This window comes from Pseudoxanthomonas sacheonensis (assembly GCF_031455975.1).
GTDB lineage: Bacteria > Pseudomonadota > Gammaproteobacteria > Xanthomonadales > Xanthomonadaceae > Pseudoxanthomonas_A > Pseudoxanthomonas_A sacheonensis_A.
Map to the genome: position 1 here is coordinate 63,229 of NZ_JAVDTT010000006.1, position 12,443 is coordinate 75,671.

13 protein-coding genes are annotated in these 12,443 nt (G+C 59.5%); all 13 read left to right on the forward strand.

Annotated features, from left to right (window positions below):
• The first annotated feature begins 20 nt into the window (after window positions 1-20).
• The gene (locus tag J2W94_RS17780) at window positions 21-500 is read left to right on the forward strand and encodes a DUF4189 domain-containing protein (protein ID WP_310096271.1); all 480 of its coding nucleotides are present in this window, start codon (window positions 21-23) and stop codon (window positions 498-500) included.
• A gap of 37 nt (window positions 501-537) precedes the next feature.
• Complete coding sequence (locus J2W94_RS17785; protein ID WP_310096273.1) at window positions 538-1,023, forward strand: DUF4189 domain-containing protein; 486 nt, start codon at window positions 538-540, stop codon at window positions 1,021-1,023.
• A gap of 37 nt (window positions 1,024-1,060) precedes the next feature.
• The gene (locus J2W94_RS17790; RefSeq protein ID WP_310096274.1) at window positions 1,061-1,447 is read left to right on the forward strand and encodes a hypothetical protein; all 387 of its coding nucleotides are present in this window, start codon (window positions 1,061-1,063) and stop codon (window positions 1,445-1,447) included.
• Window positions 1,448-1,758: 311 nt separating this feature from the next.
• Window positions 1,759-2,232 carry a hypothetical protein gene (locus tag J2W94_RS17795; protein WP_310096276.1) on the forward strand — a complete coding sequence of 158 codons (474 nt, stop codon included), beginning with the start codon at window positions 1,759-1,761 and terminating at the stop codon, window positions 2,230-2,232.
• 14 nt (window positions 2,233-2,246) lie between these two features.
• On the forward strand, window positions 2,247-2,825 hold the full coding sequence (locus J2W94_RS17800; RefSeq protein ID WP_310096279.1) for a hypothetical protein: 579 nt from the start codon (window positions 2,247-2,249) through the stop codon (window positions 2,823-2,825).
• 249 nt (window positions 2,826-3,074) lie between these two features.
• On the forward strand, window positions 3,075-4,823 hold the full coding sequence (locus J2W94_RS17805) for an XVIPCD domain-containing protein (protein ID WP_310096281.1): 1,749 nt from the start codon (window positions 3,075-3,077) through the stop codon (window positions 4,821-4,823).
• A gap of 363 nt (window positions 4,824-5,186) precedes the next feature.
• A complete protein-coding gene (locus tag J2W94_RS17810; protein WP_310096283.1) occupies window positions 5,187-5,567 on the forward strand; it encodes a hypothetical protein in 381 nt (126 codons plus the stop codon).
• A 351-nt stretch (window positions 5,568-5,918) separates the two neighbouring features.
• Window positions 5,919-6,689: a hypothetical protein gene (locus J2W94_RS17815; protein ID WP_310096362.1), complete on the forward strand. Its 771-nt coding sequence runs from the start codon at window positions 5,919-5,921 to the stop codon at window positions 6,687-6,689.
• Window positions 6,690-6,795: 106 nt separating this feature from the next.
• Window positions 6,796-8,694, forward strand: a complete 1,899-nt coding sequence (locus tag J2W94_RS17820; protein WP_310096285.1) for an XVIPCD domain-containing protein — start codon at window positions 6,796-6,798, stop codon at window positions 8,692-8,694.
• A gap of 103 nt (window positions 8,695-8,797) precedes the next feature.
• Entirely contained in the window at window positions 8,798-9,709 is a 912-nt protein-coding gene (locus J2W94_RS17825) for an arginine deiminase-related protein (RefSeq protein ID WP_310096287.1), read from the forward strand.
• Between the two features lie 149 nt (window positions 9,710-9,858).
• A complete protein-coding gene (locus tag J2W94_RS17830; protein WP_310096289.1) occupies window positions 9,859-10,251 on the forward strand; it encodes a PepSY domain-containing protein in 393 nt (130 codons plus the stop codon).
• Between the two features lie 54 nt (window positions 10,252-10,305).
• Complete coding sequence (locus tag J2W94_RS17835) at window positions 10,306-10,992, forward strand: response regulator transcription factor (RefSeq protein ID WP_093286361.1); 687 nt, start codon at window positions 10,306-10,308, stop codon at window positions 10,990-10,992.
• Window positions 10,992-12,437, forward strand: a complete 1,446-nt coding sequence (locus tag J2W94_RS17840; RefSeq protein ID WP_310096292.1) for an ATP-binding protein — start codon at window positions 10,992-10,994, stop codon at window positions 12,435-12,437. Before J2W94_RS17835 ends, J2W94_RS17840 begins: the two co-directional genes overlap by 1 nt.
• Window positions 12,438-12,443: the final 6 nt, after the last annotated feature.

The following is a 12,443-nucleotide window of genomic DNA, read 5'->3' on the forward strand; positions in this document are numbered from 1 at the left end:
GAGGCCAGGGGTGAGATCTTATGAAGAGTAACTGGGTGTTGATGGTGGTCTTGCTGTTGATATCGGGAATTGCAAGCGCGCAGAGCACGCCAACCAACCCCGGTGGATTTCTCAATACTGATCCGAGATCGCCCTACTACAACTCAGGCAACAACCTTCCGCCTGCTCCACCGCAAGAGCGTTGGGCTGATCGATGGGGTGCCTTTGCTAGCGCGTCGAGTGGAGTATTTGGTGGGGCGCAGGATAAGCAAAGTAAGCGTCAGGCGGAAAAATCCGCGCTTGCAGAATGCAAGGAAAAAGGTGGAGATGATTGTCGGGTGGATCTTAGTTACTACAATCAATGCGGTGCTGTAGCGTCTGGCGGAGGGCATATGGGCTCGTCACGTGCGCCAACAGAGAGGGAAGCTGTAGAGCATGCGATTAAAACTTGCGAAAAGGCTGGTGGTTCAAACTGTCAACTCTACTTTATGGGCTGCAGCCTGCCTGTAAGGGTGAATTGATCGGTATCGAATCTCTGCATGGAACAAGGAGCGTGAAATGAAGAGTAAATGGCTTGGTGTTGTCGTACTGTTGGTATCGAGCAGTACGGCTTGGGCGCAAATGACGCCGCAACAGCAGGCGAACTTGCCCCCGAGCGACCCAAACTCGCCGCAGTACAACACCGTCTATCTTCCCTCCCTGGAGAATGCCGCTCCTCCGCAGGAGCGTTGGGCAGATCGATGGGGAGCATTCTCCAGCGCCTCAAGTGGGATGTGGGGGGGCGTTCAGGACATGGAAAGCAAACGTCAGGCAGAAAAAGCCGCACTTGCAAGATGCAAAGCAAAAGGCGGCAAAGATTGTCGAGTAGATATCGTTTATTACAATCAATGCGGTGCGGTGGCCTCTGGCGACGGTGGTTCGGGTGGCGGGCGTGCGGCGACAGAGAAGGAAGCAGTAGAGATCGCTATGGAGTCGTGCGGTGAGAAAGGTGGAAATTGCCAGCTCTACTTCATGGGCTGCAGCCTGCCCGTAAGAGTGAATTGATCGGTATAGAATCTCTGCATAGAGTGGGGATGGTGGAATGAAAATTAAATGGAATTTAGTAGCTGCTTCGGGTTTTGCGCAGGCCTGGCAGGTGTGGGTTAGAGAGCGATCCAGAATGGCGCATGTATTTGCAATAGCATTGATTCTGGCCGCGGTAACTTTGGTTTCCGGCACGTCAGAGGCTCGCGCGGAGAACGGCGATGGCTGTGCCGAAGGATATGCTTGGGGCAGCGCGCCTTACCAAAGCACAGGGCCAGACGGTCAGCCAGTTATGGTGCAAAATGCTGGGTGCCATCCGATCAGCACGCAAGATTTTTGGGGCGCCGTTGCCTATGCATCCGCGAACGGCAAGATTTATGCAAATGCCTACTGGAACGCTTACAGCGAGCGACTAGCGAAAAAAAATGGCTCTCGCAGATTATAAGAAATATCTGCGGGAAGAAAAAATCAGCGGTCGATGCGAGATCGTAGGGTCCGACCGCAATGGCAGCGGTTGGGTCTCCCAGGGAAATAACTTAAGCCTGTATTTCGGGTATGACGAGAGCGAGGCATTAAGCGCATGCCGTCGCGTGACGGCAGATTGCCGCATGTATGCCAAGCTTAGAAGCGATGGGACCCAGCAATCAGGCGTCACATGGTTCGAATGACGTCTCTCTCCACGCATTCAAGATAGGGCTGTAGGCTGTCTCGCGAGTGAAGTGGGCTCGATCTGTCGACAACCAAAAAGGATTCAATATGACAAGAGCGATCGTCTTACTCGCCGTGATGGCGCTGCTGGGAGCCTGTGAAGCTACGCCCCAGCAGAATCTGCCCGTTGCCCAGCCTGCAACTTCAACTCCGGCGCCCGCATCCGCCACGTTGGCCTGCCCGTCGCCCAACTTCGAGGGCTTCCTGAAGGTTTTCATAAGTGATGTAGAGGCGCAAAAGGAATTCTCCGCCAAGCCGCTGGAGAGTCAAACCGTGGATGCCACGGCAGAGCCGGAGCCCGCACTGGTCACAAAGATGTTGACAGCGACCGAGCTGGAGTTTCCATTGATTCCAAGTGAGCAGCAGCAGGCCAACGAAGGCCTGAAAATGCGCCAATCGGTACTTGAGAATGGCGATATCAAAGTGACGCTGGCAAAGGAAGATACCGATTACCAGATGTCGTTCTATTTCAAGAAAGAAGCGTGCTGGAAGCTGATTCGCATAAGGAACGATTCGCTGTGATGAGGACTATGAGCATGGTCAGTAAGAAACTGATGGTTATCGCGTTCGTTACCTTGGTAGCCGCCTGCCAAGCTAAACAGTCGGATACTCAAGTGGTAGCGCCGACCGTCCCGGCAACGACTCCCAGTGAAAGTTCGATGTCCTCAGATTCAGCAAACAAACCCGCAGGGAATGCAATGGAAAATCAAGCCCAGACCGAGATTGTCGAGCAACAGCCCGTTACCGCCGCCGGAAAGGCGCTTTTGCCCGGGCTGAAGGAAGGTATGGCCTACGCCGACTTCCGGAAGTTGGTGCTGGCAAATGGCTGGACACCTGTCGTTACTCCAGAGTGCGTGGCCAATGTGGTGGGTGGCGACTATGCAAGCGTTTGCAAGGCCAACCCGGATCAGATCAGTTGCCGGATTTGCGAGTTGATGCCGGAACTGGATTCGTACAGCGGAGATGGTTACAGCTTGGTGCGTTTCCGGCACGCTGGCGATGGCGAACAGGTGGAGGTAACGGGTTACGGGATGATCGAAGACTGGAATGTTTCCGGAGACGACTCGCGGTTGCAGGTGATGGGTTGGGAATTTTCGAAGAGCCCCTCGCAGTAAGTCTCAGTCCCGGAACGGTTAGCGATATCTGGGATGTATTGATAGGAGAAGTGAAGTACTAAACTTTTTTGCGGAGTTACATCTGCAAAGATCGATGCAAGACGCATCGGAAAACAGGTCGGGTTATGCAAGGGCTCGATCTGTAGAGCAAGCAGGGTGGATACCTGGCTTGCCATGGCTGAAAAAGATTCAGGATGAAACTTTTTCAGGAAAACCATCTAACCAACTTGACAGAAAATGGAGTTTTACATGAGCAATCCACTACTCGAGCTGATGAGGCAAGGCGAGTCCGGAGCGGCAGGCTATAACGCCTACAACCGTGGCACCTACACGGGCTCGGACGGGAAGCAACACATTCGCGGGGCGAATGGAGCAATCGATTTTTCGCAATTCACTCTGGAACAGGTTCAGGATCTGCAGCATCTGGGGCGTCAGGACCCGGACCGGGTATTCGCCATAGGCAAGTACCAGATTATTCCCACCACCATGGACCGCAGCGTCGAGGCCCTCGGTCTGGACCGAAGCCAGCGTTTTACTCCCCAGCTGCAGGATAAGATCTTCTCGGAATACCTGATCGTCGACAAAAGGCCTGCGGTACACGACTACATCACCGGCGAGCCGGGCGCGTCGCTGCAGGCGGCGCAGAAAGGCCTGGCCATGGAATGGGCCAGTTTCGGCGACCCCGATAAAGGCGGAAGAAGTTATTACGGCGGTGCCAACAGAGCCAGCATCACGTTGGAACAGTCCGCTAGCGCCTTGAACCAGATGCGTGAAGAATACAAAGCGAACATCGACAAAGGAGTGTCGCCTGACGATGCCTGGAAGAAAGTGACTGCAAGCGGCAACGAACAGACCCGGCAGACGGCTCAGCCCAGCGCGCAGCCTGTTGCGAGTACGCAGGGCCCTCGCTCGTTCGACGACGTAATGAAAGTCATGCTTCCGCCGCAGAACGGCGTATCCCCGCACGTCACGGGGCACTATGGAGAACACCGCGACAAGGGCGATCATGGTGGCGTCGACTTCAACTACGTGGGTGGACAAACGGGGATCAACAAGCAACATCCCACCATCAATGCTCCGATTTCCGGAAAAGTCACCTTTGTAGGTGGGCAGTACGGGACCATCAAAATCGAGGACGCCCAAGGCAACAGCCATGAAATCCTCCACACGCAATCGCAGTCGGTCAAAGAGGGACAACAAGTGACTGCCGGCCAACCTATCGGCACCATGGGTGGGCGGGGTCCCGATGGCGCCAACGACTATGCGCAGCATGTGCATTACCAGCTGAAAGACAGTACTGGAAAGCTGAAGAGCCCTGAGGATTTTTGGAACAAGCAGCAGGATGTTGCGGTTACCAACCCTGCAAGCCGTGCGACAGAACCAAAAACGCAGGCTGCATCTGATGGGGTCATCAAGCATGGCGAGAAAGGCGAAAGCATCCGCCAGCTCCAAGACACCTTGAACAACTTCGGCTATCGCGACAAAGACGGCCGAGCTTTACGCGAGGATGGCGGCTTCGGCGATCGCACCAAGGAAGCGGTGCAGGCTTATCAGCAGGCGCACGGTTTGAAGGCCGATGGTGTAGTGGGTCCGCAGACCCTGGAAGCGCTGAAGAAATCGCAATCCGCTCCTCTGCTCTCCGATTCACGTCATCCGGACAATGCGTTGTACCAGCAGGCAGTCAAAGGGCTGGAACAACTCGGACCGCAAGCCTTTAAGAATCGGCACGAGCTGGAGAACGCGGCGGGTGCGACGGTCTTCGAAGCCAAGGCCAGCGGCTTGACCCGGATCGACCATGTCCTGCAAAGCACCAACGGCACCGGTCTGTTCGCGGTGCAGGGCGCGCCTAACGATCCTGCGCATAACCGAGTACATCTGGACAAGGCGCAGGCTGCTGCAGAACCGATCGAGAAGAGCACGGCGCAGGTGCAGCAGGAAATCCAGCCTCAGCCTCAAGTGCAGCAAGAGCGCGAACAACGGCGTGCGGTAGCGATGTAATCGTTGTTTGTTCATCTCTCTCCAAAGCCCCGTACAAGCGGGGCTTTGGAGACATGGGATAGCTCCGGCGACCTTATCGACGGCTGATGTCTAAGAAGAGATCGGAACGATGAGGGGTTTTAGTAATCAGTTCGTCGTGTTTAGTCGACTCTATTTCTCCCGCTATTCGGGTGTCTTACGGGCGCAGCGTTACCAAAAGTAGCCTTGCGCCGTCTTATATGAACGGTAAGATCGGGACCATGCGTTGGCCGAGTTAATGCTTCGGCCTGCCGCGGGGGCTAGGGGTGACGTAAGGCGCCTGCAGCAGCGAAAGCGGATTTCGTAAGGAAGAATCGGTTTAGTATGGATTTCTAAGGAGTTTTTATGAAAATTAGGATTTTGGCTTGTGCGCTTTTCTTCGTTTCCTCGGTGTTGCTGGCATCGCCGCCCATGTACGAGGACCACAGCGAATATCGCGACAACGACGTTTTCCTGTTCTGTTCCGACGGCTTGAAGAAGCCGCGTGCGTGGAAACCGATTAATCCCATCGCAGCTTTATGGATGGCGGAACCGACCTATTGCCCGATACCGCACGACGGCGGCGAATGCCCCCTCTGTGTCCATAACTACGGCGTCCATTTCCAGTCCTGGACCCACAACGACTACGATGCCTGGCAGAAGTGGATGCGTATCTGCCCCAGAGGCGATGAAGAAGGCAAGTGGGAAGGTCAGGGGAGGCCCGAGAATACCCCCCACTCGCATTGATTGACCTCCGCTTCAAGCGGTTGCCAAGGATGGCGCCTTTTTGCACTCGCCACAGTGCGACCTGATGCGTGAACCCCGGGCTTTGCGCATTTGCCTGGCCCTAGAACTTCACCGCATCTACAATCCGACAGAGTTCAGCGACTTAGCTGCCCAATGTAAAAAATCGCAGGGATGGGCAGGTCGTCCGGAACGAATAAGGAGCCGAAAGACGCTATGAGACACGGAAGAGAGCTACTCCTTGTGCTGATGCTGCTGTTTGTCGGCGCATGTAGCGCCGAGACGTCCGAGGACGTCTCCGGGAAAACCGCCGCCAGCAACACCGTCAAGCCGAACGATAAGGAGGCCCCCCCCATGGCCAACGATTTTCAGAAAAAAACCGTAGCCGAGCCGCCGTCTCCCAGCAGCGTGCTTTATTTCATCTACCAGAAAGACGGCGATGGCGCCTTGTCGTACGAAGTCGAGAATGGCAGCTGGACGACCTACTGGTACGGCTATGGGTTCGAATTGGATGGCAAGCAGTACTACACCGGGTTTGCCTACGACACGCCCTTCAAGTTCGGTAAGGCTGCGGAAGAAAGCGATCCAGCGCCGGACGCGAAAGCGACCATCACTCAATCTACGTTCGCGCTAACGGCGCCGGGAACCGAAAGTCCCTGGGCCTTCCTAGGCTCGGATCGGGATGTCGGCGAGTTCGGGGCGTACGAGAAAGGCAATGAGATCGACAAGACGCGCGAGCCGCAGAGCTACCGCACGCCGGGCGGAAACCTGGTGTTGGCCATTCCGACCTGGTATCTGGCGGCAGGCACGCGGGTGAGTTCTTTCGACCTGTTGGTTTTCAATCCGCACGAACTGAAAGTCGATGATCAGCGCTGGGTTTACTTGGGAAATGTCGTCGCCGGAGAAGACAACGGTGCGGCCTGCGATGAAGAAGACGGCGGAAAGATCGCTTGTGTCAAAAGCTCGGGAACGTTGAGTTTCGTGCCGCAGGAAGGCAGCGATTTGCCGCTGCTACGACTCGCACGGAGCGGAACGGAAGTGGTTTCGCCCGGGAAAACCCGTGTATTGGGCCCGAACGACGCCACCGATTACCGTTACGACCCAGCAAAAAAACAGTATCAATAAGCGGAGTAGAAGCATCTGTTGACCGAGAACACAGGACTCACGGACGAGTCCGGTTGGCGACCCACGGCACCTCTTGCCGTAACTCAACCTGGAAGGAGATCCAATCATGGAACGTGATTACAGCCGCGCGGAAGTTCTCGATATCATCGAAAAGGAAGCCGGGGAGCGGAATATCCCGCGCGACGATTTCATGCGCTTCGCCTACATCGAGACCGGAGGCACGTTCAACGAACAGGCTTCGCGGGGCGAACGCGGGGCCAAGGGCCTGTTTCAATTCGTGCCGGATACGGCTCAGGCTTACGGCATCCGCGGCCAAGAGCTCGACGCGGTAGCGAATACCGACGCGGCGGCGCGGCTTTATTTGGACAATCGGCAGATCCTGGTCAATCGCCACGAGCGCGATGGCCGGCCTTATCTATCGGGTAAGGCCGAGCCCGACGGGCTGGATATGTATATGGCCCACCAGCAGGGCGGGGCGGGTTATCGCTCGATCCAGACGGCCATCGCCACGGGCCAGTTCGGCCGCGAGGACACGCGCAGCAACATATTGAACAATGTCAGCTCCCGCGATTTCGAGACGGTGACGGGAAAGAAATACGCCGATTTCAGAGGCATGTCGGATCGCGACATGGCGACGACGTTCACCCAATACTGGGACACGAAGTTCGATCGGGTACGAATTCCGGAAAAGGGAATCGAGCCGACGGCCGATGCGCGCCAGAACGGTCCGGTTCAGAGCACGCCGGCGCAAACCACACCCGTTCAGAGCCAGACCACGCCGGCGACGGGAATCGCGCTGACCGCCGCCCATGATCTGAGCGTGAAATACGATCACGTGAAGTACGCCATGAGCGGCAAGTACCCGGGCGTCGACGGCAAGCATCCGGACCAGGGTTACGTGGATTGCTCGGGCTGGGTGGCGACCATGCAGAACGCGACGATGGCCGAGGTGAACGCGAAGGCAGGTCGCGAAGTGTTCGGCAAGGGAGACTTGTTCAAACTCGGCACCGACGGCGCGGCGATGATCGTCGAGAAGGCGCAATCGCGCTCCGGTGTGATGATCGAAGGCAAGGCGGTCACCCGCGATGCGCTGAAGGAAGGCATGATCATCGGCGAGGACAACGGTCCGACCAAGTGGGACGCAGGCCGCTACAAAGGCATAGATCACATCACCATGGTGGTGAAGGATCCGAAAAGCGGCGAGTTGATGATCAGCCAGTCGCGCGGCGGCGAAGGCGTGGAACTGAGCTCGCTGGATCGTTATCTCGAGCGCAAACAGGCCAATGGCGTGAAGCTTTACGCGACGGACCCGCTGGCCGAGGCGCGCACCTTGCTGCAGGACAAGCAGCAGACGCAAGGCCAAACGCAGACGGAAGGGCAAACGAAGCCGCAGCCGCAGCAACCCGCTGACGCTACCTTGCGCACTGGCGAGAAAAGCGAAGGTATCCGCCAACTCCAGGACACCTTGAACAACTTCGGCTACCGCGACAAGGAAGGCCGCGCGTTGCGCGAGGATGGAGGCTTCGGCGACCGCACCAAGGAAGCGGTGCAGGCCTATCAACAGGCGCACGGTTTGAAGGCCGATGGTGTGGTGGGTCCGCAGACGCTGGATGCGTTAAAGAAATCCAAGGAAGCGCCGCTGCTCTCGGATACGCGCCATCCCGACAATGCGTTGTTCCAGCAGACGGTTAAGAGCATGGAGCAACTCGGGCCGCAAGCCTTCAAGAGTAGGCAGGATCTCGAGAACGCGGCGGCGGCCGGCGTGTTCGAAGCCAAAGCGAGCGGTCTGACCCGGGTCGACCATGTGCTGCCCAATACCAACGGCACCGGCGTATTCCTGGTGCAAGGAGAACCGGGCGATCCCGCCAATCGCCGCGTCTACATGGACAAAGCGCAGGCCACTGCCGAGCCGATCGAGAAAAGCACGGCGCAAGTGCAGCAGGAGACGCAGAATCAGCCGCAAGTGCAGCAGGAACGCGAACAACGACGCACGATGGGCATCTGATCGATCCGCCCGATGATAGAAGCCCCGCGAAAGCGGGGCTTCTATTTTGCAAGGATACGGTTGAGACTTCATTCTTCTTGAAGGTCGCCGCTGCAGAGATCCCATGCTGACCCGCGTTCCCTCCGAGTTCTTCCCCTTCGCACGGCAATGCGCGTCCGATTTCGGCCCCGCTACGGCGCGAGCGGCGTTCCTGGTGGCGCCGGACGGGTTCGCGCGGGCGGACCAATCGGCACGCGACAACCGTTACATGGCGCAGGCGGCCGCATTCGACGCGGGCGCGGCGCAGGCGCAGCACCGGGAACTGCAGCGCGCGCTGGCGACCGAATTGCCGGTGGTGTGCTTCAGCGGCGATCCGGCCACGCCCGATGCCTTGTTCCCCAACAATGTCTTCGCCACCGCGCCGGGCCGGTTGGTGGTGGGACGCATGCGCCACGAAGTGCGCCAGCGCGAAGCCGCACGCAGGGATATCCGCCAGTTCTTCGTCGGCTTGCTGGGTTACGAGGAAATAGACTTGTCGGCGCAACCGCATCCTTGCGAACTCACCGGCGCCCTGGTCATCGACCGTGCGCGGGGCCTGGGCTTCTGCGGTTTGTCCGAACGCTGCGACGAAGAAGGCGCCACCCTGCTGCACGAAGCCTTCGGTTTGCGCGCCACCCTGATGTTCGACCTGGCGCCGGGCGAATACCACACCAACGTAGTGCTGGCGGTGCTGGCCGGCCGCGCGGCCCTGGTCTGCGCGGACGGATTCGCCGATGCCGCCGTGCCTGAAGCCATCGCCGCGCTGTATTCCCCCCATGGCATTTCCCTTTCTCGGGCCGAACACGCCGCTTTCGCCGGCAACGCCATCGCGCTGTGCGACACATCGGTCTGGATGAGTGCGGGCGCCGAAGCGTCCCTGACGCCAGCCACCCGTAGCCGTTTGCTCGAAGCCGGCTTCACGCCGCGCAGCGTGCCGCTGGAGGCCATAGAGGCTGCCGGGGGCTCGCTGCGCTGCTGTGTTGCAGAGGTTTTCTGAGCAGCAAGGAACCTGAATGAGTCGGACGGGGCTGTGGATAAGTTCAGATCGGATTCACCGCCTGACGCCAGAATCCATTCCCTAGTCAATTACAGGCCGGCGTCGGCTCCCGTTCATTCAGGGAAGCCGAAAACCGTTACGATTCCGTTATGCGATTCATGTCCCGCTTTCTGCCCCTCTGCGCTCTGCTCGCCCTCTCCGGCGTAGCGGCAGGTGCGTGGGCGCAATCGGCGCAAGAGCCGCCGCGTCCCGATCCGCCACCGCCGCCGCGCCAGAACATGATGCCGCAGCGCAATCCCGCCTCGTTGTCGGATTCGGTGCGCCGTGCGCAACGCGAAACCGGCGGCCAGGTCCTGGGTGCCGAGCGAGTGCAGTTCGACGGCCGCGAGATCAATCGGGTCAAGGTCATGGACGATCGCGGCCGCGTCCGCTACATGGACGACGATCCGCAGCGTGGCGGCAATGTCCGCGACCGCGATCGCGGCTTCCCGCGCGAGGATGCGCCGCCGCGTGCACGCGGCGACAACCCCCGCCGACCGTAAAATGTTCCCTACCCGGGGGCCTGCTGGCCGCCAGTTCTAGTCACAGGAGTGTCCATGCGTATTTTGCTGGTCGAAGATGAAGCCCCCCTCCGCGAAACCCTGGCCGCCCGCCTCAAACGCGAAGGCTTTGCCGTGGATGCGGCGCAAGACGGCGAGGAAGGCCTGTACATGGGCCGCGAAGTGCCGTTCGACGTGGGCATCATCGATCTGGGCCTGCCCAAGATGTCGGGCATGGAGCTGATCAAGGCGCTGCGCGATGAGGGCAAGAAATTTCCGGTGCTGATCCTGACTGCGCGTTCCAGCTGGCAAGACAAAGTGGAAGGCCTGAAGCAGGGCGCCGACGATTACCTGGTCAAGCCGTTCCATGTGGAAGAGTTGCTGGCCCGCGTCAACGCGCTGCTGCGCCGTGCCGCCGGCTGGAGCAAGCCCACGCTTGAATGCGGCCCGGTCGCGCTCGACCTCGCTGCGCAGACGGTCAGCGTCAACGGCGGCAACATCGATCTGACCAGCTACGAATACAAGGTGTTGGAGTACCTGATGATGCACGCAGGCGAGCTGGTGTCGAAGGCCGATTTGACCGAGCACATCTACCAGCAGGACTTCGACCGCGATTCCAACGTGCTGGAAGTCTTCATCGGCCGCCTGCGCAAGAAGCTGGATCCGGAAGGCGAACTGAAGCCGATCGAGACCGTGCGCGGCCGCGGCTACCGCTTCGCCATCCCGCGCAACCACGAGGGCTGATGCCCCCGCGCGCGACGGACGCTGCTGCGACACCAAGCGGGCGCGATCCTTTTCAGGGATGGCGCCCGCGCTCTTTGCGCGCCCGTCAGTTGCTGGCCGCTAGCGTCGGGTTGGTCGCTTTCCTGTTCCTGGCCGGTTACGCGCTGGATCGCGCCTTCGTCAGCACCGCCGAGCTCAACCTGCGCAATCGCCTGAAGGGCTATGCGATTTCCTACGCCAACAAGCTGGAATTCGGCCGCGACGGCACCCTGATTCCGCCGGAACTGCCGGTCGATCCGCGTTTCACCCAGCCCGGCAGCGGCCTTTACGCCGAAGTAGTGCTACCTAATGAGCGTTGGGGCTCCGATTCCACGCTGGGTCCCAGCCTGCCGGTGGCCAGCATGCTCAGACCGCTGCAAGAAACCTTTGAAGGTCCGGTGCCGATGCGCCAGATCGATGGCAACGAAGGCGGTGTATATCGCTTCGGACTGGGCACGATCTACGCCAACCGCGCGCCGGAAGGCGAGTTCCCGTATTCGATCTACGTCTCCGAGGATTCTCGTGTGTTGGGTGCGCAGCTGCGCACCTTCCGCGGCGCCTTGTGGGTGTACCTGGGCGCGGCGGGCGCGTTCCTGTTGCTGCTGCAGGTGGCGGTGCTCAACTGGAGCCTGCGGCCGTTGCAGCGGGTGATCAACGAACTGACCCGGGTGCAGCGCGGGCAGGCCAGCCGCATGACCGAGCGCCATCCGCGCGAGCTGGAACCGCTGACCGACAGCATCAACGCCTTCATCGAGAGCGAGCGCGAGAACCTGGACCGCCAGCGCAATACGCTGGCCGATCTTGCCCATAGTCTGAAGACGCCGCTGGCGGTACTGCGTTCGCAACTGGACGAGGGCATCCACGCCGTCGCCCTGCGCGAGGAACTGGATACGCAGTTGAAGCGCATGAACAACCTGGTGTCCTATCAACTGGCGCGTGCGGCTTCCAGCGGCCATGCGTTGTTCGCCGCGCCGGTGCCGATCGAGTCCAACGCCGAGGAAATCGTGCGTGGCCTGGAAAAGGTCTACGCCGCCAAGGGCGTGATCTGCGAATTCGATATCCACCCGGATGCGCGTTTCCACGGCGAGCCGGGCGATTTGCAGGAACTGATGGGCAACCTGCTGGAGAACGCGTTCAAGTGGGCGCGTTCGCGCGTGCTGCTGACCGCCACGCCCACCAAGACCGTAGGCAACCGCCGCGCCGGCCTGCTGCTGGCGGTGGACGACGACGGTCCCGGCATCGCCGAGGAAGATGTCGCCCATATCCTGCAGCGTGGCGTGCGCGGCGACGAGCGCGTGCAGGGGCACGGTATCGGGCTGGCGATCGTGCAGGACTTGGTGCGGGGCTATCGCGGCGAGCTGCAAGTGACGCGTTCGCAGGAATTGGGCGGGGCGCGTTTCGAAGTGATTCTGCCGCAGGGCCTGTAACTCCCC

Coding starts and splice junctions, on each gene's coding strand:
- J2W94_RS17780 (WP_310096271.1), top strand. CDS start 21: ATGAAGAGTAACTGGGTGTTGATGGTGGTCTTGCTGTTGATATCGGGA.
- J2W94_RS17785 (WP_310096273.1), top strand. CDS start 538: ATGAAGAGTAAATGGCTTGGTGTTGTCGTACTGTTGGTATCGAGCAGT.
- J2W94_RS17790 (WP_310096274.1), top strand. CDS start 1,061: ATGAAAATTAAATGGAATTTAGTAGCTGCTTCGGGTTTTGCGCAGGCC.
- J2W94_RS17795 (WP_310096276.1), top strand. CDS start 1,759: ATGACAAGAGCGATCGTCTTACTCGCCGTGATGGCGCTGCTGGGAGCC.
- J2W94_RS17800 (WP_310096279.1), top strand. CDS start 2,247: ATGGTCAGTAAGAAACTGATGGTTATCGCGTTCGTTACCTTGGTAGCC.
- J2W94_RS17805 (WP_310096281.1), top strand. CDS start 3,075: ATGAGCAATCCACTACTCGAGCTGATGAGGCAAGGCGAGTCCGGAGCG.
- J2W94_RS17810 (WP_310096283.1), top strand. CDS start 5,187: ATGAAAATTAGGATTTTGGCTTGTGCGCTTTTCTTCGTTTCCTCGGTG.
- J2W94_RS17815 (WP_310096362.1), top strand. CDS start 5,919: ATGGCCAACGATTTTCAGAAAAAAACCGTAGCCGAGCCGCCGTCTCCC.
- J2W94_RS17820 (WP_310096285.1), top strand. CDS start 6,796: ATGGAACGTGATTACAGCCGCGCGGAAGTTCTCGATATCATCGAAAAG.
- J2W94_RS17825 (WP_310096287.1), top strand. CDS start 8,798: ATGCTGACCCGCGTTCCCTCCGAGTTCTTCCCCTTCGCACGGCAATGC.
- J2W94_RS17830 (WP_310096289.1), top strand. CDS start 9,859: ATGCGATTCATGTCCCGCTTTCTGCCCCTCTGCGCTCTGCTCGCCCTC.
- J2W94_RS17835 (WP_093286361.1), top strand. CDS start 10,306: ATGCGTATTTTGCTGGTCGAAGATGAAGCCCCCCTCCGCGAAACCCTG.
- J2W94_RS17840 (WP_310096292.1), top strand. CDS start 10,992: ATGCCCCCGCGCGCGACGGACGCTGCTGCGACACCAAGCGGGCGCGAT.